This window comes from Hymenobacter sp. HD11105, from assembly GCF_054051685.1.
On the sequence record NZ_JBSWBR010000002.1, the window covers coordinates 115,986 to 141,398 of the forward strand.

17 protein-coding genes are annotated in these 25,413 nt (G+C 52.5%); 12 read left to right on the forward strand and 5 right to left on the reverse strand.

All coding sequences use genetic code 11. The features are described from left to right. The first annotated feature begins 220 nt into the window (after positions 1 to 220). Complete coding sequence (locus ACW9KT_RS06975; RefSeq protein ID WP_457078740.1) at positions 221 to 400, forward strand: DUF2256 domain-containing protein; 180 nt, start codon at positions 221 to 223, stop codon at positions 398 to 400. A 53-nt stretch (positions 401 to 453) separates the two neighbouring features. Here the strand turns inward: ACW9KT_RS06975 and ACW9KT_RS06980 are convergent, their stop codons facing one another. Further along, a complete protein-coding gene (locus ACW9KT_RS06980) occupies positions 454 to 3,201 on the reverse strand; it encodes a S8 family serine peptidase (protein WP_457078742.1) in 2,748 nt (915 codons plus the stop codon). Positions 3,202 to 3,631: 430 nt separating this feature from the next. Next, the gene (locus tag ACW9KT_RS06985; protein ID WP_457078744.1) at positions 3,632 to 4,507 is read right to left on the reverse strand and encodes an HAEPLYID family protein; all 876 of its coding nucleotides are present in this window, start codon (positions 4,505 to 4,507) and stop codon (positions 3,632 to 3,634) included. Between the two features lie 259 nt (positions 4,508 to 4,766). Between ACW9KT_RS06985 and ACW9KT_RS06990 the strand changes: the two genes are divergently transcribed. The 8 genes from ACW9KT_RS06990 to ACW9KT_RS07025 all read left to right on the forward strand — a co-directional run bounded on the left by ACW9KT_RS06990 (position 4,767) and on the right by ACW9KT_RS07025 (position 15,748). Beyond that, positions 4,767 to 6,047 carry an MFS transporter gene (locus ACW9KT_RS06990; RefSeq protein WP_457078745.1) on the forward strand — a complete coding sequence of 427 codons (1,281 nt, stop codon included), beginning with the start codon at positions 4,767 to 4,769 and terminating at the stop codon, positions 6,045 to 6,047. 134 nt (positions 6,048 to 6,181) lie between these two features. Beyond that, entirely contained in the window at positions 6,182 to 7,060 is an 879-nt protein-coding gene (locus ACW9KT_RS06995; RefSeq protein WP_457078747.1) for a DMT family transporter, read from the forward strand. 286 nt (positions 7,061 to 7,346) lie between these two features. Beyond that, the gene (locus ACW9KT_RS07000; protein WP_457078749.1) at positions 7,347 to 8,084 is read left to right on the forward strand and encodes a ferritin-like domain-containing protein; all 738 of its coding nucleotides are present in this window, start codon (positions 7,347 to 7,349) and stop codon (positions 8,082 to 8,084) included. A 54-nt stretch (positions 8,085 to 8,138) separates the two neighbouring features. Beyond that, entirely contained in the window at positions 8,139 to 9,038 is a 900-nt protein-coding gene (locus tag ACW9KT_RS07005) for a ferritin-like domain-containing protein (protein ID WP_457078751.1), read from the forward strand. Between the two features lie 363 nt (positions 9,039 to 9,401). Continuing rightward, complete coding sequence (locus tag ACW9KT_RS07010; protein ID WP_457078753.1) at positions 9,402 to 10,151, forward strand: ferritin-like domain-containing protein; 750 nt, start codon at positions 9,402 to 9,404, stop codon at positions 10,149 to 10,151. A 46-nt stretch (positions 10,152 to 10,197) separates the two neighbouring features. Continuing rightward, positions 10,198 to 11,091, forward strand: a complete 894-nt coding sequence (locus ACW9KT_RS07015) for a ferritin-like domain-containing protein (protein ID WP_457078755.1) — start codon at positions 10,198 to 10,200, stop codon at positions 11,089 to 11,091. 229 nt (positions 11,092 to 11,320) lie between these two features. Further along, complete coding sequence (locus ACW9KT_RS07020; RefSeq protein ID WP_457078757.1) at positions 11,321 to 13,927, forward strand: DUF5686 family protein; 2,607 nt, start codon at positions 11,321 to 11,323, stop codon at positions 13,925 to 13,927. Positions 13,928 to 14,122: 195 nt separating this feature from the next. Further along, positions 14,123 to 15,748, forward strand: coding sequence for an amidase (locus tag ACW9KT_RS07025; RefSeq protein WP_457078759.1), 1,626 nt, complete (start codon positions 14,123 to 14,125; stop codon positions 15,746 to 15,748). A 164-nt stretch (positions 15,749 to 15,912) separates the two neighbouring features. Here the strand turns inward: ACW9KT_RS07025 and ACW9KT_RS07030 are convergent, their stop codons facing one another. Further along, on the reverse strand, positions 15,913 to 16,512 hold the full coding sequence (locus ACW9KT_RS07030; protein ID WP_457078761.1) for a porin family protein: 600 nt from the start codon (positions 16,510 to 16,512) through the stop codon (positions 15,913 to 15,915). A 417-nt stretch (positions 16,513 to 16,929) separates the two neighbouring features. On the opposite strand from ACW9KT_RS07030, the gene ACW9KT_RS07035 reads away from it, so the two are divergent. After that, entirely contained in the window at positions 16,930 to 18,837 is a 1,908-nt protein-coding gene (locus ACW9KT_RS07035) for an ABC-F family ATP-binding cassette domain-containing protein (RefSeq protein ID WP_457078763.1), read from the forward strand. A gap of 191 nt (positions 18,838 to 19,028) precedes the next feature. Here the strand turns inward: ACW9KT_RS07035 and ACW9KT_RS07040 are convergent, their stop codons facing one another. Then, positions 19,029 to 20,597 carry a SulP family inorganic anion transporter gene (locus ACW9KT_RS07040; RefSeq protein WP_457078765.1) on the reverse strand — a complete coding sequence of 523 codons (1,569 nt, stop codon included), beginning with the start codon at positions 20,595 to 20,597 and terminating at the stop codon, positions 19,029 to 19,031. A 286-nt stretch (positions 20,598 to 20,883) separates the two neighbouring features. Then, positions 20,884 to 22,098 (reverse strand): exo-beta-N-acetylmuramidase NamZ family protein, encoded by a 1,215-nt coding sequence (locus tag ACW9KT_RS07045; protein WP_457078766.1) that lies wholly within the window; start codon positions 22,096 to 22,098, stop codon positions 20,884 to 20,886. A gap of 121 nt (positions 22,099 to 22,219) precedes the next feature. On the opposite strand from ACW9KT_RS07045, the gene ACW9KT_RS07050 reads away from it, so the two are divergent. Together ACW9KT_RS07050 and ACW9KT_RS07055 are read left to right on the forward strand one after the other, a co-directional pair. Further along, entirely contained in the window at positions 22,220 to 23,548 is a 1,329-nt protein-coding gene (locus tag ACW9KT_RS07050) for a type IX secretion system plug protein (protein WP_457078768.1), read from the forward strand. Positions 23,549 to 23,869: 321 nt separating this feature from the next. After that, positions 23,870 to 25,351 carry a M48 family metalloprotease gene (locus tag ACW9KT_RS07055; RefSeq protein WP_457078770.1) on the forward strand — a complete coding sequence of 494 codons (1,482 nt, stop codon included), beginning with the start codon at positions 23,870 to 23,872 and terminating at the stop codon, positions 25,349 to 25,351. Positions 25,352 to 25,413 lie beyond the last annotated feature (62 nt).

Below are 25,413 nucleotides of genomic sequence, written 5' to 3' on the forward strand. Positions count from 1 at the left end.
ATGAACTTGTCAGAACTAAACTTTATTAATGCCAAAGTCCGCAACGGGCGGGTTTTGCCCCCCAAGCAGTATACTCAAGTAGGCTTTGCCTAAATCAATACTGGTGCTACGGCGAGGAGCAGTAGCTATTAGCAGGTACACAGTGCTTTGAATACCTTATCGGCTTGATCATATAACTGCCCACACCAACTATCAACAGCTTGCGGTGTTACTTCAATGCATGATACGCTCATCTTTTATGCTACCTGCCAAACTCACCAAAGGCAACCTTCCTACCAAGATCTGCGCTACTTGCGGCCGTCCTTTTGAGTATCGGAAAAAGTGGCGCAACTGCTGGGAGGAGGTGAAATACTGCGGCGAGAAATGCCAGCGCAGTCGGGCCAGTCAGCCAGTTAAATAAAGAGGCTCGACTCAGCTGAGTCGGGCCTCTTTAGCAAGCGATTATAAAATCGTTTAGCGCGATAACACTACCCGGCCGCTGTGGCTCTTGTTGCCGGCCCGCAGCTTAAACAAGTATGTACCTGCTGGTAGTGCGGTGCCGTCGAAGGCTTGCTCGTGCCATCCAGCACCTTGCTCGCCACTAACCACGGTTTTTACCTTGCGGCCCATCATATCAAACACCTCTAAGCTTACCATGCCTGGCTCGGCCAGCTGGTAGCTGAAACGCGTGCGGTCAGAGAAGGGGTTAGGAGCAGCTACCACCAATTCGCGCTGGGCAAATTGAGCATCTGAGGTAGTAGTAGCGCTTTGACTAGCTACTGCATCAAGCGGCTTGGAGTTCCACTGGTCGTGAGTGCGCGTTACGATAACGGCAAAGTCAGCACGCTTCACTTTTTGCAGCGGCTTGAACGTAGCGTGCAGCTTCGGCAGCAAATCGTATGGCCCCTGCGTGACGGTATAGAAGGCGTTAATGATGTTCATATCCAATGCTACCTGCACGTAGCCAGCTAAACCAGCCGGAATCTGAGCAGCATCATCAATAGGAATACGCTTTCCATCTACCTCTACCGTTACGGTGTTGGGCACTTGCTGCGCTTTGTTTTGCAAGCCTAGACTCTGCACCAAGGAGTAAGCCAAGCTAGCGCGGGTAACAGCGGCCGATGGACCAAATACACCCGCCGACAAAGGTTGCATTACGCCATTCTGTACATGGTACCGGTCGCGCAGAGCTGCTCCTTGCGCTGTTACTGATTCGGCTAGCAGCCGGTCAGTTGCGCTTACGTCGCCAAAGGAAGCGGCGCCGCTCAGGGGTAAGAACTGACGCACTGCTTGGCCCATCAGCAGATAATCAGCTAGCTGAATGCGACTCAAATCTTGGTCAGGCTTGAAGCCACTTGATAAACCATCCATCAGGCGCTTGCTGATAGCCATTTGGATAGAAGCCTCGGCTGGGTGACCCACCACGTCGGTGAGGCCTTGGCTGCCAGCTGCTTGGTTTAAGGAAATAGTACCGTTTACGGTTTCGGGCAATGCTAACCCCTGCAAACCTTCGAGACGTACAGTCCAGGTGCCCGACTCAGGTCCGGCTACCGCCACAGCGCGGCCGGGGCTAGTAGCAAACAGCACCGAAATGCCCGAAGCATAGCGCTTGCCAGTGGGTGAGAGCAAAACCAGATTCACCGGGTTGCCCGTTTCGCCTAACAAGCCCGATACTTTGCAACTCACCTCCAACGACGATGTGCCCGGCGCCACAGCGAATGTGGTGCTGTTGGTGACGGTAGTTAAAGGATTGAAGTTGATCGTAAAATTCGAACTCGCCACGTTAGTATTTACGCTGCTGTTAAAAGTGCGCGTGGCGTTCACTGTGCTACCGTAGCCGGCCTGACGGAAGGCCCGATCCACAGCAGCATAAGCGTTAGCCATGCCTCGACCTACTTCCCACGACTCGCGGTTGGGCAAGTTGGTAGCAGTTTGCTCCAGAATGGTTTTTACCTCCAGGGGCGTCAGGTTAGGATTAGCATCCAGCATCAAGGCCACAATACCAGCCACATGCGGCGCCGCCATCGAGGTACCTGTAAGGTGGGTGTAGAAAGGCAAATAAGCCGGCTCAATTGCTTCGATGTCCTGCTGCGTGCTGAGCAGACCGATAGGAGAAATAGCCCGCGTCGAAATGATATCAGTGCCGGGAGCCGTTACTGTTGGCTCATCGCGCCAAGAGAAGCTCTTGCCGTCCATGGTGAAGCTGCCACCCACGCCCTTGCGGCCACGAGAAGACGAAGGGGCCAGCACGCCAGCCTTGTCAGAGTTGCCTACTGCTATTACCCAGGGGGCTTTTTTGTAGTTACCCGTAATAGTACCCGAGCCCGCGCCCGAGTTTCCAGCTGAGAACACCACTACAATGTTGCGATCCACACACCGCTTCGTCGCGATGTTGATGGGGTCGCTGGGGTTTGGCTCCGTGCCAATGTCGGAAGTAGTACCGAAGGAATTGGTGATAACGCGGATGTTGTACTGGAACTGGTTTACCAGCGCATAGTCAAATGCGCCCACCACATCCAGAATGAACAGCCCCGCACCCGTACCATAGCCAATAAGGTCGGCGCCCGGTGCGACCCCGGCGTGCTTGCCGTTGGAGGCAGCACCTGTAGCGCCCACAATACCAGCTACGTGCGTGCCGTGGCCGCCGCTTTGGTCTGTGTTAGGCACATTCTCTACATAAGTAATAGGCAACATGGCATCCTGAGCATTCAGGTTGGTGGTGCCCAGTACGTTCTGCTTCAGGTTTTTGCCCAGCGTCATGTCGGGATGAGTCCCGTCCACGCCGCTGTCGTTAATTACAACACCTATGCCCTTGCCTGACACCGGCAAACCGCCGTTACGCTGCGTGAAAGACGATTCCAAACGAACACGCTTAGCACCAGTCAGGGCGGTGGCACCCTCGTTGTCGCGAACTAAGGAGCGGTTTAGATAAACGGATACTACATTAGGATCAGCAGCAAGCAGGTCGATTTGCTCGCGGGTAGCTAGCACGCCTGCTACTGGCAAGGCCTTCAGTGTAACACCTTTGCTGATGCCTAAAGTTTGTAAAAGCCGCAAATTGGCGGCAGTAGGAGCGCTTTCTCCTCGAAAGGTAACCACCACTTGCTGCAAGCCGGTAGTGGTGGACAACGCTGATTTGAGATGAGAGTCAACAAACGCTTGGGCTAGTACGGCCCCGGTGCTACCCATCCAGAGTAACAGGCCGAGTAAAGTTCTTTTCATGCGTAAGAATGCTGTTTAGGGTGGTAAATCGGCGTTACCTACGTAGCACCCCAGATTTCAGATTCTTCAGCAATTCAAGCGTTTAGCTTTATTAAGGGTAGATTAATTTGAAGAGTTTAATTTTTTATTTCTTTAGTTAAAATCTATGAAGAGTATAATAAATTCAATATGTACAAAATATTGTCGTAATATTTAAAATAATAAATAATTTATAATTATTATAAATCAGCTGATTGTGTTAAGCAATTATGAAGTCAATCATGAAAAGCAATGAGTTCTACTTTTCTAATTTAAACAAAATGAAAAAAAGCGATTAACACTTCACTCTTGAGTCAGGAATATTTCTAAATCTCGATTTGCAATGAGCAGCCTTATTACTTCTTTAGGCTGAAAGTAATCGTATGAAGGCTAGGCACTTCAGGTATGAAAGCTAGTGCTTGTGTTTGTGGCCGGGCTCATAAATCAGACGCACGAAAGAGCTGAGGCGCTGCTCTTCGCGGCGCACCGGAATGCCCCCCACAATGCCTACTAGTAAATTATCGGCAATGCCCACGCGCATCTGGGGCCGGATAGTCATGTCGAAGTCGCCGTGCCGCCAGGCTTTATTGAACTCGACACCGAGAAAGTTGCGGGTGCCTGTTATCATGTAATGAAAGCTGGAGTTGAGCTGGTACGACCACTCAATGTGGCCCGTGGAAAAATGCTGGTCGGCGATGGGGCCGGTGTAGATGAGTGTGTGGTAATTGTCGCCCCAGCGTTTGGCCGCCACGAAAAAGGGGCTGTACATATTGCCCGTTACAACCTTGCGGTTCAGCTCTCGGAACTCGTTCATGGTCACCTCATTAATGTAGCCAACCGCCATCGACGTCTTCAGCTTCTCCGACACGAAAAACGAGTATTGAATAGCCGTTTTTAGTCCGTTGATTTTGTTGCGCGGCTGCTGCACATCGGCACTCCGGCTACCGGAGTAAAAGGTGAGAGGCACTTCAACTTCCAAGCCCAGCCTATTAATGGGGGCCCATTCATACTCTACCAACACTTCAAAGCTGTCGTAGCGTAGGTTGTCGGTTAGGCCGGCGCCCACGTTCCACTCGCTTTCTCCTTTTCGGGCGCCTAAGTCGCGGATGAGGTCGATGAACAGTGGTTCGGCGTGCAGCACTTTATCCGGATTATGCGCATCTTCTATCTCCTGCACATATAGGCTGTCGAGCGAAGAATTGGATAAGTTGGCGGGCTCTGTTTGCTGAGCCCATGCGGGCGACTTCAGCAGAAAGAAGAGGGGAAAAAGTAGAAATAGAAATTTCATAAAAATGCACAGAGGGATAAAGCGGCCGGCACACAAAAACGTTGCCGACGCACTGCTAGGCTATTGTTTTTAATTACCTTTTAACCAGAGGCTGCCATATCCGTTGCTATCTGAAATCTAGGGAGGGTACCTGGCCTACATAGCACAGTATTGCGCACTCGGCAAGCAGCAGCAAGTATGGAGTGAGCAGGCATTATTAATAAATGAGTTATGGCTTCGTTTTACACCACCCGAATTACTTATCACCACCCATTTTGCTTTGAAAGATAACCGCCGCGCCGTAGCCCTTTTGTTTACGGCCAACGCTATTTCTGGCTTCGCCCAAGGCATCTCGATGCTTGCCGTACCGTGGTTTTTTGCCCGCCAGGGCGCATCCAGTACCTTCAACTTGATGTATGGTCTGGTCACGTTTGCCTCGCTTTTCTGGGGTATGTACGCCGGCGCCCTCGTCGATCGGTTTGACCGCAAGCGGGTATTTCTGGCCTCCAATATTGTGGAAGGCTGCATCCTGCTGGGTGTCGCTAGCTATGGATTTTGGATGGGCGGGGTGCCCCTGGGGGGCATTTTGTTGGCCTTCACTACTACCGTTTTTGGTTACGGAATTCACTACCCGAATCTGTATGCTTTCGCGCAGGAAATCAGTTTGCCCAAAGACTATCCGCGCATTACCTCAACTATTGAGATTGTAGGACAGGCCACGTCAGTGGTGAGCGGGGCCTTGGCGGCACTGCTTTTGGAAGGCCTGCCTGCGGGCCAGACGTACACCTTGTTCGGAGCGGAGCTGGCTTTGCCTTTCTCCCTGGAGGCTTGGCCCCTGCACCAAATATTTCTGCTCGATGGCATCACCTACGCCGTGGCCGTGGTGCTCATCGCCTTCATCCGTCACCAGCCTGTCATCCTGACACAGGTGGAGCTGGGGTCGCTGCGGAAACGGCTGCGCACGGGCATCACGTATTTGCGGGAGCACCGCGCGGTGTGGGTGTTCGGGCTGTATTCGTTTTCGGTGTTTGTAGGGCTGCTGGTGAGTTTGAATGCGCTGATGCCCCTGTACGTGCATAACCATCTGCGAGCGGGTGCGGGCGTATTCGGCGCCGCCGAGGTAGCATACGCAGCTGGGGCTCTAAGCGCAGGCCTGTTTGTACGACGGGTATTCCTTCGCCATCCCACGCTGCGCTCGGTTATTGTGCTCATGCTAATAGCCGGCGTAAGCTTTGGGGTAGCCGCCGCGACGCGGTCGGTGGGGCTGTTTCTAGCGTTTTCACTTGTGCTTGGTTTCACTAATGCGGGCACGCGCATTCTGCGCGTGAGCTACCTGTTTGTGCACGTACCTAACGAAGTAATTGGGCGCGTCAATAGCATTTTCAACGTCGTGAATGTGCTACTGCGCACGGGCTTTATCCTGCTCTTTACCCTTCGTTTTTTCAGCTTGGGCTCCAACATCGTGTGGGGCTATGCGCTGCTAGGGGGCTTCATTGTGGGCTCGGCGGCCGTACTAATGGTGCGCTACCGTGAGCTAAGCGCTACGCCAGTACCAGCCTAAGAGCGCCCTAAGTTCTGGGGGGCTTTTTAGCTGATACTCAACAGCCAAAAAGGGTAGGGGCAAATCGGGCGCGAAATTGTTAAGGCACCATTAGTCGCCTCACCCGACCTTTGTTTTTTCTCCGTTGACTGCTTATGCCGCTTACCCAGGGTGCCCGCTACATGCTGCTTTCCACAATGTTCTTTGCCCTTATGAACGTGTGCGTAAAGTTGCTAGCTCACTTACCAGCCCTCGAAATTATCTTGTTCCGCTCTGTTATATCCGTGGGCATCAGCTATATCACGTTGCGGGCGCTGGATATACGACCTTGGGGCTCCAATCATTTCTTTCTCATTGCGCGGGGCGTTACCGGCGCGCTGTCCCTTATTCTTTACTTCTTCACGCTTCAGAAAATGCCGCTGGCCACGGCCGTTACTATTCAGTACCTGGCGCCCATTTTTACAGCGGTATTGGGTATTTTCATCGTGAAGGAAAAGGTAAAAGCCTGGCAGTGGGCGTTTTTTCTGCTCTCCTTTGCCGGTGTACTAGTTATTGAAGGTGTGGATACGCGCGTCGATCCGCTGTATTTGATTATTGGGGTGGCCTCAGCCGTGTTTTCGGGGTTTTCCTACAACTCTATTCGTCGCCTCAAAGACCGGGAGCATCCCTTAGTCGTGGTGTTTTACTTTCCTATGGTGGCCTTGCCTATTTCGGCGGTGTATTGCCTGTTTCACTGGGTAACGCCCCACGGCCTCGACTGGCTGTGGCTAGGCCTTGCGGGCTTGTTTGCCCAGGGTACGCAGGTGTGCATGACGAAAGCTTATCAAGCCGAAAAATTATCTAGCGTGGCTAACCTCAACTATGTTGGTATCGTGTACGCTCTGGGGCTGGGTTTCGTCCTCTTCGGTGAAACGTTCCGGCCGGAGGTTTACTTGGGAATGAGCTTGGTTTTGGTGGGCGTCGTACTTAACACTTGGTACGTCCGCCGCCAGCGCCCGGCCCCTGTACTTCCCCTCAGCGAAGTCGCAGTCTAGTCTAAGCTAGGCTCAACATTCTTTGCAAAGTCATAATATTCAATAAGTCTAAAATTACTGCTGAGCAGTATGTTGTCATCAAATGCGGTAATACACGCACAATTGTAAATTATAAGAATTGTTTTGGCAGCGGCGAAAGATCTTATTTTCCGTACAGAATACTATTTTCTATCGGTTTTTACGGTATTATAGGAATAACTACTTAATTTCAAGTAAACGCATGGAAGTAGTTGATTGTAAGGCGTAATCAGGAAATAACCTGTCACCTTTTATTCAACTACTCTTTATGTCTAAACCAATTATTTCTCCCCCCGAAGCTCCTGCCTCTTCTACCCAAGAGAGCTTCTTGGCTGCTGTACCTCGGCGTACTTTCCTGCGCTACTCCGGCGCGGGCTTAGCGCTTACCGGTTTGCTCTTGGCTGGCTGCGACGACGATAGTGACGTCATTCCTGATCCTACAGGCACGGGAGGTGGTACGGTAAGCGTGGGCACTGGCGACATCGGCGTATTGAATTATGCCTACGCCCTCGAACAACTGGAATATGCTTTCTACGCGGCGGTAGTAGGAGGTGCCTACTTCGCGAGTGCCACGGCAGCCGAGAAAGCTATTCTGCAAGATCTGCGCGACCATGAGCTAGCGCACCGCGACTTTTTCAAAACGGTATTGAATACCAATGCCATCAAGGAGCTAACCCCCAACTTCTCTGCCATCAACTTCGGCGACCGCAACAGCGTGTTGACCAATGCCAGAGCCTTCGAAGACTTAGGGGTACACGCCTACAACGGCGCCGGTCCGCTGCTCACTAGCGCCGACTATCTAACGCTAGCGGGCAAAATTGTGTCGGTAGAGGCGCGGCACGCGGGCGTCATCCGCGAACTCCTCCAGCTCAACTCATTTGTAGCCAATGATGTGGTAGATCTATCTACTGGTTTGGAGCGCTCCAAGACCCCAGCTGAAGTGGTAGCTATTGCTAATACTTTCTTGCAGGAAGGTTCTAAACTCGATGTGTCGCGGCTGGCTTAAATGCCCGCGTATCAACTCTATTAATTATCAGCAGCAAATTAACCTGGCATTCCCATGGATCTGTTTAAAATAATCAAAGACATAGAGAAAGTTGACCCTGAGGTGTACGAACGCTTCGACTCGCGGCGGCGAGTATTCAAGCACCTGTCTGGCTTTGGCAAAACGCTAACGGCCGCAGCCTTGCCCGCAGCGGTTGGTACTCTATTCAATAAGGCGTACGGGCAAACTAGTGCTTTGTCACCAGCTATTGTGGAAGTTCTGAACCTAGCTCTAAGCTTGGAATACTTGGAGCGGTATTTTTACGAAACAGCGCTAAATACCCAAGGCTTACTGCCCGCCGATGCCGTGCCCGCCATCACCACTATCCGCAACGATGAGGTAGGACATATTGGCGTATTGCGGGGTGCTTTAGGTACCCAGGCAATACCCGACCCCACGCGCGCCGCTTTCGACTACACCGGAGGTCGTGGCAGCAATACTGGTCCCTTTGCTACTGTCTTCAGCAATTTTGCCACCTTCATCACAGTATCTCAAAGCTTCGTCGATACTGGGGTAAGAGCTTACAAAGGTGGAGCGCCCGTGCTCATGCCTAACAAAGCATTGCTTCAGGCTGCCCTCAACATTCACTCTGTAGAGGCTCGTCACTCCTCCAAGATTCGCGCGTTGCGGCGCGGAGGTGTACAAAGCACGACCACACCTAAAAGCTGGATCACAAATGATGAAGGCTATTCGGCTGCGCCTACCAATATCGGTTTGCGTCCCTATGGCCCCGGAGCGCCAGCAGCTTCTTTTCCAAGCGAAGCCAATATCACCCAGGGCGGCCTGAACATTCAAACCACGAGCAACATCTCCCAAACCGCTGCTACTGAGTCCTTTGATGAGCCCCTAGATCCAGTAACGGTAAAAAGCATTGCCCGCAATTTCGTGGTAGCCAGCAGCACACTGTTCGTTTAATAATCGACAAATACACTGCATTTGAAAGGCGCCCTATTTAGGGCGCCTTTTTTTGTATTAACCCGCCATGTTTTGCTCTACTCTTCTACGTATGATGGTTCCTATGAGATTGAGTAAGCTAATCTGTAAATAAACACTTGGACAAAACAATGTTAGTATCATTGTTCAAGTGCAGATAAAGGGCATTATTCAAATAAGGATTCTATAGATAATACAACAGTACAGGTTATAATATAATGAAATAGTGTAAGATATACGTAATTAAGTGCTATAAATACGTATTATTAGAAATACTGAAATATAACCGCCTACCTTATTACGTATGGAGTTAGTCATGATTTTTCACTACTTAATACAAAAACTATGTCCAAAATTTCCCACAACATCCCCGAAGCAGAAAATGCCCAGGAGGAAGTAATGGTGCCTCTACAGCGCCGTGCGTTTTTGCGTTATACCACTGCTGGTGTAGCGCTGACTGGGCTTGCGTTAACGGGTTGTACAGATGATCGGTTGAACGACATCTTCAAGCAAGTTGACCGCAACAGCGGTGTTGTTAATGTTGGCAGTGGCGATGTCGGTATTTTGAATTACGCGTATGCCCTGGAGCAACTAGAAGCCGCTTTTTACGCGCAAGTATTGGAAAGCTATGTCTATCTCAACGCATCACGTGCGGAAAGAATCATATTGAAAGATCTAGCTGATCACGAGAGAATTCATAAAGACTTTCTCAAAGCGGCTATCAAGGCGGCAGGAGCCGTACCGATTAAGGAGTTGACGGCGGATTTTTCGTCGGTTAATTTTTCTAACCGGACCAGTGTACTGTCTACTGCCAAAGCGTTCGAAGACTTAGGCGTAGCGGCTTACAACGGCGCTGGCAAGCTCATCACGAACCCCGCTTATCTCACTATTGCCGGTAAAATCGTGTCGGTAGAAGCGCGTCATGCGGCCCTGATCCGTGACTTGTTGCAGGACGGCACTTTCGTTGGGCCTGATGTAGTAGACCTGAACACGGGTCTGGAAAAATCAAAATCACCCGCCGAAGTCGCGGCCATAGCCAATACTTTCTTGGCTCAAGGCTCGAAAATCGACGTCAGCAGCCTGCCCAGAGACTAAGCTGAGTCTGTAACATTCATCCTTTCTATCGTCTAAAAACTTACCCATGAATATTCACAAGCTCATTACCGAAATCGAGAAGGTAGATCCAGAAGTCTACGAACGGCTCGATCAGCGCCGCCAAATGTTCAAGCATTTTGCGGGCTTCGGCAAAAAACTGGCTGCGGCTGCCGTGCCACTAGCTATGGGCTCTATGTTCCAGAAGGCCTATGGCCAATCAAGTGGACTGAGCGCTCAAATTCGGGACGTGCTTAATTTTGCACTTCGTCTCGAGTATCTGGAAACCTATTTCTATCAGCTTGGGCTAGCTGCACCAGGTTTGCTCACGGGGCAGACTCGCGCAGATATCAATCTGATCCTTATTGATGAGCGGAACCACGTAAGGTTCCTGCGCTCAGTATTAGGCGCTGACGCTATTCCTGATCCAACCGTTAACGCCTTCGACTATACTGGCTCTAAAGGGGGCACGCGCGCGGCGTTGCTACCCAATGTATTCAGCAACCTCGGCACTTTCCTGGCCTTAGCTCAGGCGTTTGAAGATACTGGGGTACGCGCCTACAAAGGTGGTGCTCCGCTGCTTATTAGCAACAACACAGTGCTGGAAGCTGCGCTGAACATTCACTCCGTAGAGGCCCGTCACGCTTCTCGCTTGCGCACCATACGCCGCGGCGGCGTGCAGAGCGAGCCAGGTGATCCACGTATGCAACCACAAAGCTGGCCCTCCGGCAACGATAATGGCGGTCCGGCACCGGCCGTTACCGCCGCCGTTTATGGTCCCGGCAGCCCAGCTAGCTTGTATCCAGGCGAAGAGAACGTAATTCAAGCTGGCATAAATGTACAGGGACTCAGCCAAGTGTCGCCAAGCGAAGCTTCGGAGGCATTCGACGAGCCACTCGACATGGGCACTGTGTTGGCTATTGCCGCTAACTTCATTAGGTAGATAGCTCACGCCGCTTAGCGGCTTAATTCTTAAAAAGGACAGCCCCAAGGGCTGTCCTTTTTTGTTTTACAAGCGCTGATAGTAGGGCTTCTGGGGGGCAAATCGGTTGACCTGACAGCTACAAAGCAACCATAGTGCTCCAGATTCTATCTACCTTGACAAAGTCTGAATTATCTGCCCGATGCGCTTTTCCCTACTTGCTGCCTTCCTCTTATGTAAGGCTTTCATTTTGATTTCCTTAACCGGTTATGCTGGCATTATCCGGGGTCGGGTGACGGATGGGCAAGGTGCGGCGCTGGCGTATGCCAACGTAGCCGTACGCACCACAGCCACCAGTACCGCTTCCAACGAGCAGGGCGACTACCAGCTAAAATTGCCCCCCGGCCGCTACGAGCTGGTATTTCAGTACGTGGGCTACAAGCCGCGCATCGAGGCGGTGCAGGTAGCCGGCGGCGACACTGTGACGGTGTTGAACGTGAGTCTGCAAACCGAAACCTACAGCGTGGGCGAAGTGCTGGTGCGCTCCACCGACCGCGACCCGGCTTACGCGCTGGTGCAACACGCCATTCAGTGGCGGCGCTACCACCGGGCCGAAGTGGCAGCATTCACGGCCCGCACCTATATCAAAGCCATCATTCGCCTCACCGACGTGCCCGGCAAGATTCTGGGTATCATCAAAACCGACCCCAGCCTAAAGCCGGGCGTGGTTTACTTGTCGGAGTCGGTGTCGGAAATGTCGTTTCGGCAGCCTAATAAGATTCAGGAGCGCATGATTTCCTCGCGGGTGAGCGGGAGCAGCAAGGGCTTTAGCTTTAATAGAGCGTCGGGGCGGAGCTTTAATTTCTATGACAACCTGATTCAGTCGGGCTTTTCGGAGCGGGGCTTTGTGTCGCCTATTGCTCAGAACGCCATGCTATTCTACCGCTACGAGTTGGTAGGCACCAGCACCCAGGACGGGCGCCAGATCCATAAAATCCGCGTGACGCCGCGCCGCCGCAACGACCCGGCTTTCACCGGTTTCATTTACTTAGTCGACGGGCTATGGCGCCTGCACAGTCTGGAGCTGAGTCTGGACCAGAATTCGGGCATTGAATACGTTGAGAGTATCCGCATTTCCCAACAGTTTGCCCCCGCGCCCGGTCCATCCGACGTGTGGGTAATGCAGTCGCAGAAGGTGAGCCTAGTAGGAGAGGGGTTTGGGTTTAAAGGCAATGGCTCCTTCAATGCTATCCTGTCCAACTACCGCGTGACGCCGACTTATCCGAACCGCCCGGACGAGAAAGTAGTGGCCGCCGCGCCCGCCCCGGCCACCGAAACACCCGCGCCAGCGGCCCGCGAAACCGTAGCCGACGTGAAGAAGCAACGCCCCGAGCTGGGGGGCATTTCGCGCCAGATTCGCAAGCAAACTAAGTTGGCCGACAAGCAAATAGAGCAGCAAGCCCGCGAGGCCGGCTTTGAGCCGCTGGCGAAGGGTGAAGTAATGCGGGTAGAGAAGGAGGCCAACGAGCGCGACTCCAGCTACTGGGCCCAGATACGGCCCATTCCGCTCACCGAAGAAGAAGCGCGCGACTATCAAGTAAAAGACAGCACAGAAGTCATCAAAAAGTCGCGGCCCTACCAGGACTCCCTGGACCGGAAGCGCAATGAGATTGAGCCCACGGAGGTACTGCTGACCGGCTATGAGTACACCAACTCCTTCCGGCGGCGCACGGTGCGCGTGGAGCCCATCTTTAACATCTTGCAATACAGCACCGTAGAGGGCACCATTGTAAATGCCGAGGCTACCTACACCCAGCGCTTCGAGGACCGTCGCAACTACTCCTTCACGCCAACGCTACGCTATGGTTTCGCGGCCAAACTATTTAGTCCGAGCCTGTCGGGGGGCTACACGTACAAGCCGCTTTCCTTTAGCCGGATAGGGTTTGTGGTGGGCCGCACTATTGAAAACTTCGACCCGAATAGTCAGCTAACGCCCTTCATCAACACGCAGTATACGCTGTTGCGCAATACTAACTACGCCAAGTACTACCAACGCGACGGGGGCGAAATCAACTTCCGCACCGAGCTTGTCAACGGCCTTACCCTGCGCACCGCCATTGGCTACGCCGACCGGCACGAGCTAGAAAACGCGACGATAAAAACCATTGTGGACGTACCGGGCCGTGCTTTCACGCCCAACGACCCCATTAACGAAGAACTGCCGCAAGGAACTAGCTTCGGCCGCAACCAATCGCTGACGGCCTTTGCCGAACTGCTCTGGCAGCCGGGGCAGCAGTATATCATTCGCCCCACCGGCAAGTATAATCTGGGCTCCAAGTACCCTACGTTTCACCTGGGCTTGCGGCAGGGCTTTGGGGGCGTGCTCGGCTCCGATGTGCGCTATTCGCGCCTGGAGGGCGGCCTGCGCAAGACGCTGGAACTGGGCTTATTTGGCGAAAGCAATTTCGACGTAACCGTGGGGGGCTTTTTGGGCCGACCTCAGCTTTCCTTCATGGACTATCGCCACTTTGCCGGCAACCAAACCATCTTCGCCGCCAACTTCAATCAGTTTCAGTTGCTCGACTACTACAACTTTAGCACTCGGCAGAGTTACATCGAAGGCCATTTCAATCATCATTTCAATGGCTTCTTCCTGAATAAAGTGCCCTTGTTGCGTCGCTTGAAGTGGCAGGAGGTGGCCACAGTAAATTACTTACGCACACCCACCGTGGGTCATTACGTGGAGTTGGGCGTAGGCATTGAGCACATCTTCAAGCTCTTCCGGGTAGATGTGTATACTGCGTTACGCTCGGGCCAGAAGCTGGATACTGGTATTCGGATCGGGGCCGGCTTCTAAAGTTCGGCGGGTAGCGACCCGTATTCGTGTCTCCTCGTGGCTAATGTTATTTGGTGTGATTGTGTCATGCCTGACGTTCAAGGAGGAGGCACAAGTATGTGCCTCTACGGCTGGTGGTATAATTATAATTTTGGCACTTCACACTGCACTAGCTACCCAAGTCGTTGCATCTTATCTTGACAAGAAAAAGAAAAGATGAACCGAAGAGTATTTCTGCGAAATGGTAGCTTGGCTGGTGTTGCCCTTACTACCCTCTCCCTCAACGCCTGCAACACCGATACCAGCACTTCCGCAGCTACTGCCGGCCCCACCGATACCAACGATACATTTGCCCTCAACGAGCTCACCGCAGCTGAGCTACAGGACAAAATGACCAAGGGCCAATACACCTCCCGCGCCATCACGGAGCTGTATCTGCGCCGCATTGAATCCTTGGATAAAAAAGGTCCCCGATTAAACGCCGTCATTGAGCTAAATCCCGACGCCCTCACTATTGCCGAAGCAATGGATAATGAGCGCAGAGCGGGTAAAGTGCGCGGGCCCCTGCACGGTATTCCGGTGCTCATTAAAGACAACATCAACACCGGCGACCAGATGCAAACCACCGCCGGTTCTTTGGCGCTGGCTGGTAATAAGGCTTCTCAAGACGCTTTTATCGTCAAGAAGCTGCGTGAGGCCGGGGCGGTGCTATTGGGCAAAACCAACCTAAGCGAGTGGGCAAATTTCCGCTCTACGCGCTCGACCAGCGGCTGGAGCAGCCGTGGGGGGCAAACCAAGAACGCCTACATCCTCGACCGCACGCCCAGCGGCTCCAGCTCCGGCTCGGGTACAGCCGCCACCGCCAACCTCTGCGCCCTGGCCATTGGCACCGAAACGGATGGCTCCATTGTGTCGCCGGCCTCGTGCAACGGGCTGGTGGGTTTCAAGCCAACGGTGGGATTAGTAAGTCGCTCCGGCATCATTCCCATTTCCGCTACCCAAGACACGGCCGGCCCTATGACGCGCACCGTCCGCGACGCGGCTATTCTACTTTCTGTTATTGCCGGCCCCGATCCCGCCGACCCTGTCACCCAAGAAAACACGAAGAAAATAGCCTCCGACTACACCCAGTTTCTGTACCCGCAGGCGCTGGGGGGCAAAATTATTGGGGTCGAGAAGTCTCACCTAGAAGGCACCTCGGATTCTATTCCGCTTTTCAAAAAAGCCATCGAAGTGCTCAAGGCCCAGGGCGCCACTATCGTGGAGGTAGACGTGCTCAAGCAAATAAATCCCTTAGGCGACGCCGAGTACGATGTGCTGCTCTATGAGTTCAAAGACGGCGTAAATAAGTACCTGTCCACGGCCAATGCTAAGGTGAAAACTCTGGCCGATGTTATTGCCTTCAACAAGCAAAACGAGCCGAAAGCCATGCCTTTCTTCAAGCAGGAAATCCTGGAGTCCTCTCAGAAGCTGGAAGGTCTGAGTAGCCCCAAATACCTGGAAGCTCGGCGCAAGTCGCAAGCCGGCGCTCGCAAAATCCTCGATTCAACGCTGCGCAACAATAAGCTCGCGGCTATTATCGGCATCACCAGCAGCCCCGCCTCCGGCATCGACCTAATCAACGGCGACTCCTGGCTCGGCCCCGGCTTCTCTTCGCCTGCTGCCATGGCCGGCTACCCCAATATTACCGTGCCCATGGGCCAGGCACACGGCCTGCCAGTGGGCTTGTCCTTCGTCGGTCCGGCATACGGGGAAGCGGGGTTGTTGAGCCTAGCCTACGCCTACGAGCAAGCCTCGAAGCATCGAAAGGCCCCGGAGTTTCGGGGGCCTTTTGTGGGGTAAAACTTGGACGCAGTTGCTCGGCTGTGCCTGGTGAAGACTACATTTTTGTTCCGTTTGTAATTTATGCCTACAACACCGTAAGTGTTCATAATAAAATAGCTCAGGCAGTCACTAGGCCATGTTTATGCCTAATGCCTGCCTGAGCTATTACTGAACCAATAAATTTAGCTGCGGCCGGGAAATGCGAAGCCTAGCTGAAATTGGAACACGGAGTTAAGAACTCTGTCATTGCCGTAAAGGCTTCTGAGGCCTCCATTATAGCGAATACCCACATTGGGACCGCTAGCAAGCTCATAGCCCACGCCAACGACGTAGCCCAAATCGAGTCGGCGTGTATTGCCGGTAGGCAAGCCTACATCTCCTTTCGTTGTCCGCCCGACACGATAGCCAGCCTGCGGTCCGGCCTCGAATAACAGCCCCGCCGCGTTTAGGCGCATCAACAGAGGCACGTCAATGTAGTGAAGCGTCGTTCTTTGGTTGGCTCCCGATTGTTTGTACTGGAAGCCCTTCTGGGAGTACAGCAGTTCTGGGTGAAACTGCAGCAGGTTGCCGACGCCGATGGTGGAAGTAGTGGTAATACCCGCCTGGAAACCAAAGCGATTTTGAGTGTTGTCGCCGAACCTGGCATCAGCATCTCTGCCGCGAACGTTGGCGGCTACTACGCCAGCTTTAAGGCCGAAGCGGGGAGCAGTTTGGGCGGTGGCGGTACCGGCAAAGGCAGTAAGTAACCCGAGAGATAAGATGATTTTCTTCTTAGAAACCATATCAAAAAAATAAAGTGGTAAGATCAGTTTACACCCCTTTTCAACGGATTCATGCCGCTATGGTTGTGGAAATATTATATTTTTATATGGCTTCAGGTGTTATAAATGTGGTATCAGTAAGATTTAATCCTGTTTTAACATTAGAACGGCATTAGAATATTATTAGAATATCATTAGAGAATTTTCACAACGCTAGGAGACATTTAGTGACGTGCGCCAATGAGATTGGTGCCTACTGCTAACACGCGCCTGCGCCGTGCGCCGCCCGGAACGCTGTAGTTGCCACCATCTAGTTTGTTGCGTTGCAAACGCTCCCACTCGCAGATACACGTCGCAGACGCGCGGCAGCTAAATGCAGCGTGCTGCTGAAACTAACCCTCTCAAATCCTTACCTTTGCAGCTTCATAGCAAAGTAGGATGATTTCCATTAACGACTTAGACTTCCATTTTGGCTCGCGTACGCTCTACGACAAGGCCAGTCTCCATATAAAGCCCAAAGACAAAATCGGCCTGATTGGGCTGAATGGAACGGGCAAATCCACGCTGTTGCGCATTCTGGTGGGCGAGTACAAGCCCGACGGAGGGAGCATTCAGATGGGTAAAGAAGTGTCGTTGGGCTTCCTGAATCAGGATTTGCTCAGCTACGACACCCACGAGAGCATCCTCAACGTGGCCATGCAGGCCTTTGAGGAAGCCCTGAACGTGCAGAAGAAAATTGACCAGATTCTAGTTGAGTTTGAGAATAACTACCACGACGACCTCGTACAGAAGCTCGCCGATTTGCAGGAGCGCTTCGAGGCCCTGGGCGGCTATACCATGCAAGCCGAGGCCGAAGAGATTCTGGAAGGTCTGGGCTTCACAACCGAGGAGCTACAGCGTCCGCTCAAAACCTTCAGCGGTGGCTGGCGGATGCGGGTAATGCTGGCCAAAATCCTGCTTCAGAAACCCTCGCTACTCCTGCTCGACGAGCCAACCAACCACTTGGACCTTCCCAGTATTAAGTGGATAGAGAACTACCTGGCCGACTACGAGGGCGCTGTTATCATCGTATCCCACGACCGCGAGTTCCTGGACCGCACTAGCAACACGACGGTGGAAGTGACGGGGGGCAAATTGGTACAATACGCCGGCAACTACTCCTATTACCTGGAGGAAAAGGAAGAACGCAACGCCATTCAGAAAGGCGCTTTCGAAAACCAGCAGGCCCAAATCAGGCAGGCAGAGAAGTTTATTGAGCGTTTCAAAGCCAAGGCTTCCAAGGCCAAGCAGGCTCAAAGCCGCGTGAAGATGCTCGACAAGCTGGAGCGCATCGACGACGTAGCTAACGACGCGGCCCGCGTGAACATCAAGTTCAACTTCACCGTACAGCCCGGCCGCCACATCCTGCGCATGGAGCATGTGGGCAAGAAGTACGGCGATAAAATTATCTTCCGCGACACCAACCTGCACATCGAGCGCGGCGACAAAATTGCGCTCGTTGGAGCCAACGGTAAAGGTAAATCCACGCTCATGCGCCTGGTAGCAGGGCAGGAGGCGCCTTCCAATGGCAACCACCAGCTCGGCCACAACGTGATTATGTCGTTCTACGCTCAGCACCAGCTGGAAAGCCTGAACGTGAACAACGAGATTTTGCAGGAGATGAACGAGGCCGGCTCCAAGCGCAACGAGATGGAATTGCGCTCCGTGTTGGGTTCCTTCCTCTTCACCGGTGAGCAAGTGTACAAGAAGATCAAGGTGCTCTCGGGGGGCGAAAAAAGCCGCGTAGCCCTGGCCAAAACGCTTATCTCGGAAGCCAACTTCCTCCTGCTTGACGAGCCGACCAACCACCTGGACATGCAATCAGTAAACATTCTGATTCAGGCCCTGGAGCAGTACGAAGGCACCTACATCGTCATCAGCCACGACCGGTTCTTCGTGGAGAATGTAGCCAACAAGATCTGGTTTATTGAGGATTACCAGCTCAAGGAATATCCCGGTACCTACTCCGAGTTTGAGCAGTGGCAGGAAGACCGCGACAAAGCCGCCAAGAAAGCTGCTCTAAGCGCCCCCACTCCCGCCAAAGCCTCCTCCAACCAAAAGCCAGCGTTTGTTAAAGCCGAGCCGGCCAAATCAACCAGCAATGGCAGCGCTAAAAGCAGCCGAGAGCTACAGGAAGTAGAAAGCCGCATCACCACCCTAGAAAAAGAGCTGGCCCAATACGAAGCCCAACTCGCCGATCCCGGCATCTACAGCAACGCCGCCCAACTGAAAGATGCCACGCTGAAATTCGAGCAGGTACAGAAGGAGCTGACTGCCCAAACTAAGCGCTGGGAAGAGTTGGTGTGAGGAAATAGAAACTAGCCTCTTAGATACAAGAAAGCCCCCCAAACTATATCTGGGGGCTTTTTTTATTAGCAATGGTTAATAGCTTTAGGAAGTAAGCGTAGTCGAAAGACTGTATCTTAATTTACTTACTGGTGCTCATTATAGGTTATCGATTTAGAATAAATTCTTCTCTCTTTGTTTTTTATTGATATCTATTCGAGATGAAGCGTATTATATTCATTAACATGTATTTTTTCAACAGTTATATTCTTTGTTTTCGCATTCGCTTGGAAATCATCTATCAGTTCAAGTACATCATGGGCAACAGCCTTCGATTTCCCAAAATCAATAATCACTTTTGAGCTTTCAGGTATTGCATTCAATGTTTTTAAAACACTCGCTTTATTGAAAAAAGATACTTCCTCGGCCAGTACAAGATGATGCACTTCGCGTCCGTCTTCCGTTGTTGTCACATCTTTCATGTGGTGGGAGTTACGATAGCTATGCCTCAGGGTATAGAAAATGCCGAATACCAGACCTATGGCAATACCTTTTAGCAAATCTGTAAGTAGGATGGCTACTACCGTAGCAGCAAACGGCACAAACTGCTCCCAACCCAATTTGTACATCTGTATGAAGAGAGACGGCTTGGCCAGTTTATAGCCTACCATTAATAAAATGGCGGCTAAACTTGCGAGCGGTATCATATTTAGTACCCCTGCAATTGTTACAGCAGAAATCAGGAGGAATACCCCATGCAGGATGGCTGACATTTTTGTTTTCGCTCCGAAGTTGATATTGGCAGAACTGCGCACGATTACTTGGGTAATCGGCAGCCCCCCAATTAAGCCAGATATTATATTTCCGAGCCCTTGGGCTTTTAATTCTCTGTTTGTTGGCGTAACCCTCTTGTAAGGGTCAAGTTTATCGGTTGCCTCTGCGCAAAGCAAAGTTTCGAGGCTGGCCACAATAGCTAATACAATCGCCACCTTATAAACTTCTAGATTTGTTATCTGCGAAAAATCGGGAAAAGTAAACTGGCTTAAAAATTCATTTAAATTACCTGCCACAGGTAGTTGGACTAGCTGGTCTTTTTCAAGAGAAAAATTAAGAGTCCCTGACTGGTATAGGTAAGTCATTACAATGCCTAAAATAACCACTACTATAGGCCCTTGTATCAGCTGAAATATTTTATGTTTCTTGCTTAGTACCGCATCCCATAATATAAGTATCGCTAACGATATTGCCGAAATCAATACGGCGCCGGGTGTAACATGCTGCAAAGCATTAGTCAGGGCAGAAAATGAGTTTTCTCCTCCCGTAGTAGATACAAATGCTAAATCGCCTTCTGCATCTTTGTCATATCCTAAAGCATGGGGTATTTGCTTGATAATTATCAGCAATCCGATGCCAGTGAGCATGCCCTTGATAACAGAGGACGGAAAGTAATAGGCTATAAAGCCGGCTTTTGCAAAACCCATTATTAGCTGAATAACTCCGGAAATAACAACAGCTAATAAAAATGTGGTCCACGACCCTAATGAAGCAATAGCGGTTAAAACTATAACCGCGAGTCCAGCAGCAGGACCGCTAACACCGAGAGCTGAACCACTGGCTATTCCTACAATAATACCACCGACGATGCCGGCAATGATACCTGCAAATAAAGGTGCGCCGGAGGCAAGTGCAATACCGAGACATAACGGAACGGCTACAAAGAAGACCACAATACTGGCGGGCAGGTCGCTCTTTAATTCTCTGAACATGCTTTTCGATTCCATTTTTATCTGTTTTTGTTTTTTAAACCCTAAATATTTTTTGCCTAATATGATAATATTGCCTTTTTATTTGATAATTAATTCTTGTAACTGCTAATGCAATTTTAAACTCTGTGGCATTTATTAATTAACTGTTGTGTTCTTACATTCATTCGTATCAAGCTAGATAGGAATACACTATTCGTCATGCCAAAGGCCGAGGTCGTCAAGAGAAGATAATGGGTACATTGAGGGCTACGTGTGTATAGAATTTAGTGTTTTCAAACCACTTTACCTATTACGCCACCCCTCACGGATACAGCAGATATTTTAGGCGCCGCTGCTTATACTGGCTAAGCTGCGGCTCCCAGGAGGCGCGGATTTCCTGGGCCGACTTGCCGGCTTCTATCTGTTGGCGAAACTCGGCCACACCGGCCAGCTTGTTGATGTCGCCCATCTCCTTGCTGAGGGTGCGGTCGAAGAACTGGGCTTTGTTGGGGGAGGCGCGGTACAGCTCCAGCATCCACTCGATGCGGATGCGCCCGGAGGTGCGCAGCTGGCGGGCGTCAAAGCGGCGCAGGTCGAGGCCGTAGCACAACTGGTCCATGAAGAGGGGCGTTTCGCTCATGCCTTTGATGCTGGTGGGCGTGAACGAGAACGGATATTTGCCCTTTAGGTGAGGGCTGCCCAGCACGGTGAACGGAAACTGCGTGCCCCGGCCCAGGTTGATATACGCCCCCTCAAATAAGCACACCGACGGGTAAAGCAGCACGCTCTGCTGGGTGTTGAGGTTGGGGGAAGGCTTTACCGGCAGCGTGTATTCTAGGTCGTGGCGGTAGTTTTTGACCTTCACGATGCGGAGCTTGCAGGTGCGCTTGTCGGGCAGCCAGCCTTCCCCGTTTATCATTTGAGCAAACTCAGCGATGGTGAGGCCGTGGGCAATCGGAATCGGAAACTGCCCGATGCCCGACTTATACTGCATATCTAGCGTGGGGCCGTCGATGAGGTAGCCGTTGGGGTTGGGGCGGTCCAGAATTAGCAGCTCCTTGTTGTTGTCGGCGCAGGCTTCCATGATGTCGCGCAGCACATTGATATAGGTGTAGAAGCGCACGCCCACGTCTTGCACGTCAAACAGCATCACGTCTACGTCGGCCAAATCTTCAGCGGAGGGCTTGCGCTTGGGGCCGTAGAGGGAGATAATAGGGATGCCAGTGGCAGCGTCCACCTCGTTCTTCACCTTTATGCCTGCACTGGCATTGCCCCGAAAACCGTGCTCCGGCCCAAACACCTTCACGATGTTGATGCCCCGCCCCTTTAAACTGTCTACGAGGTGACGCCGGCCGATAATAGTGGTGGGATTGGCCAGCACGCCCACGCGCTTGCCTTGAAGGTAGGAGAGGTATTGTTCCGTTTGGTCGGCACCGGTGATGATGGGGGGCGTTTTGGGCGTTTGCGAAGCCGGCAGCAGGACAGTGGCTAGCCAAAGCAGTGGGGCGAATAAGGTGAGAAGCAGGGAGTTGAGCATACGAGCGAGAAGTAAGTTTACCCTTAAGGTAGCAAGGTGTCAGCAACCAGCGCGGCTGCATAATAAGTAAGAGTCGGAATGCACCTCGTCAGAACGCGCAGCAAGTCCTATCTTCGTCCTTATGCGTCGCTACCTCTTCCTCCTTCTCCTTGCTACTGCCTGCGTCCCGCTCGGTACGCCCATCACTGACCCCAATGCCGCCCGCTCGCCCGGCCAGCAGCGGTCGCCTGAATATTATGCCGACAAAACCCTGCGCTACCAGGACTTCATTTATAGCCCCGATGTAAAGTCGGTGCAATGCTACGTAGCTACAGGGCAGCCCACGGAAGTATTTCAGCCGCCGGTAGCGCCCTTGCAGGGTCAGAGCTTTACCCTGGAGTTTGACATCCTGGGCGCCCAATCGCAGCGGCTTACGGCCAAGCTAGTGCACTGCGATGTCGATTGGAAGCCCTCCGTACTGACCGACATGCAGTTTCTGAACGAGATAAACGAGTTTCTCATCACTGATTATCGCACCGGCGTCGGTACCAAAGTACCTTTCTACCACTACCGCCTGCGAGTGCCGCCGGTTAAGATTAGTGGCAATTACCTGCTTGTGGTACAAAGCGCTGGTCGGGTGCCGCTGGTGAGTCGGCGGCTGATGGTATATCAGAATGATGTAGAAGTGGATCTGCGTCAGGGTATTCCGGTGGCCGGTGCCGAGCGCTACACCTTGCAGCAAGTGGATTTTGCGATTCGCTACGGCGCCATGAACCTCGTGAACCCGGCCCAGGAAGTAAAGGTGATTCTGCGCCAGAACTTCCGGTGGGATAACGCCAAAATCAACCTGCGGCCCACCTTCGTGCGTGATGCTGAGCGCCTGCTGCAATACCAGTATTTCAATTTCGAAAACACCTTTCCGGGCCTCAGCGAGTTCCGCTTTTTTGATACTCGCTCCTTGCGCGTGCTCGGGCAGGGCATGGCCAAATTGGACCCAGAAGCCAATCCCCGCGCCGTGCTGCTTACTTTGGAGGGTACTCGCAACGGCCAGGGCTATACCCAATACGATGATATTAACGGCCAGCGCGTATTCGAAAACCGGGAGTTTGGCAACGGTGCCTCCAATGCCGACTACGCCGATGTCACCTTTCAGCTTCGCGCCGAGCAGCCTGCGCCCGGCCCGGTATATGTCATCGGTGCCCTCACCGATTGGCAGTTCAAGGATGAGTTTAAGCTCACTTACGATGCTGAGAATCAGATTTACAGCACAACTGCTTTGCTAAAGCAGGGCTACTATAACTACTACTACGCCACCCAAACGCCTCAAGGCCCCAATAGCGTACCGTGGGAAGGCAGCCATCAGGAAACCGAAAATCAGTATGATCTGCTGGTGTACTACCGTCCGCCGGGCACCCGCGCCGACCTACTCATTGGTTATCAGACTATTACAGCGAATAGTCGTCGGCCTTAGATCTAGGAGGAGCTACTTTTAGTAGACTTCAAAAAAGCCCCCCAGCCGCCGCTAGTGCACTACCCGAAAACTCGGAGTGGCACTAGCAGCGGCTAGGGGGCTTTTTTCAGGAAAAGTTAGGAGATCAGGTGGTGCGGCTCAGTGCATAACCTCATATTGGTGAGGTAAGCGCAAAGCTGCACAAGTCCGGTTCCGCGTAGCTGGATACAACAGCCGACGAGAATATGTAACTATTCGGCTACGTTGGCGTTGCAGGAACACTTTCTGTTCCCTCCTCTCCCTCGCCCCACACCTCACCCTGGGGGCATTTTTGCCACTCCTATGAAACGACATTTTCTACGCAGCCTCAACGCAGCTGGCTTGTTGCTGTTGGCGGCCTGCACTACCAATCCTGTTACGGGCAAAAAGCAAGTTAGCCTCATGTCGGAAGGGCAGGAGTTAGCGATAGGCCAGCAATCCGATCCGCAGGTAATTGCCCAGTTTGGCTTGGTCGATAATCCAGCGTTGCAGCGCTTTATTCAGGATAAAGGCCAGCAAATGGCCGCCATATCGCATCGCTCTAATATCAAGTACGAGTTCAAAGTAGTGGATTCGCCGGTCATCAATGCCTTTGCTGTGCCTGGCGGATACGTATACTTTACCCGCGGCATTATGGCTCATTTTAATAATGAGGCGCAGTTTGCGGGCGTATTAGGCCACGAAATCGGCCACATTACCGCTCGCCACTCAGCCCAGCAGCAAACCAAGGCTACCCTAGGCCAAATAGCTCTCATTGGCGGCATGATTGCCTCGCCGCAACTGGCTCAGTACGGTGAGCAAGCCATGCAGGGCTTGCAGGTGTTATTCCTCAAGTTTGGCCGCGACGATGAGCGCGAATCTGACCGCTTAGGTGTGGAGTACTCCACCAAAATCGGTTACGACGCCAAGCAAATGGCCGATTTCTTCCTCACCCTCCAGCGCGAGCAGGAAAAAGCTGCGGCCGCCAGCGGAGCCGAGGCTATTCCCGATTTTCTGTCGTCGCATCCTAACCCCGGCGACCGCTACAACACGGTGCAGCAGCTTGCCGCTGAAATGCAGCAGCAAACCAAAGCCACCAACCTTACCGTGGGTCGCGACTCCTATCTGCGTATGATTGAAGGCCTTATCTATGGGGAAGATCCCAAGCAGGGCTTTGTAGAAAACAGCAACTTCTATCACCCCGAGCTTAAGTTTCAGTTTCCCGTTCCCGCAGGGTGGAAGCACCAAAACTCCCCCCAGCAGTTCCAAATGGCGGCCCCCGACGGGAGAGCCATGATGTTGTTAACCCTAGCTCCCGGCGAGTCTTTGGAAGCGGCCGCCCAGCAGATGGTGCAGCAGTTTAAGTTGCAGCCCGTCGAGTCGAAGCAAGTGACGGTGAACAGCTTCCCAGCCCTGGCCATCGTGGCGGATCAACAGCAACAGCAGCAGCAGGGGCAACCCCAGCAGCAACAGGCGCCGGGCGTGCGCACGCTTATCTACCTGATTCAGGATGGTAAAACCATCTATGCGATGATCGGCGCCAGCAGCGGCCCGGATTTTGCCACTTACTTCCCGACGTTCAGCAGTTCCATGCAGAATTTCCGCCGCCTCACCGATGCCGACAAGCTTAACCGCCAGCCTGAACGCGTCCGGATAAAGTCGGTGCCCAGCGCTACTACCTTGTCGCAGGCCTTAACCCGCTTCCAGGTACCCAATGACCGTCTGGAAGAAATGGCTATCCTGAACGGCATGCAGCTCACCGACCGCCTGACGGCCGGTATGCTCATCAAAGTGGTAGCAAAATAAACCTTATCAGAACTTCATGCAGCGCAAGAAGTGCCTGCTGACTTTTTGCCTTTTCGCTTGCC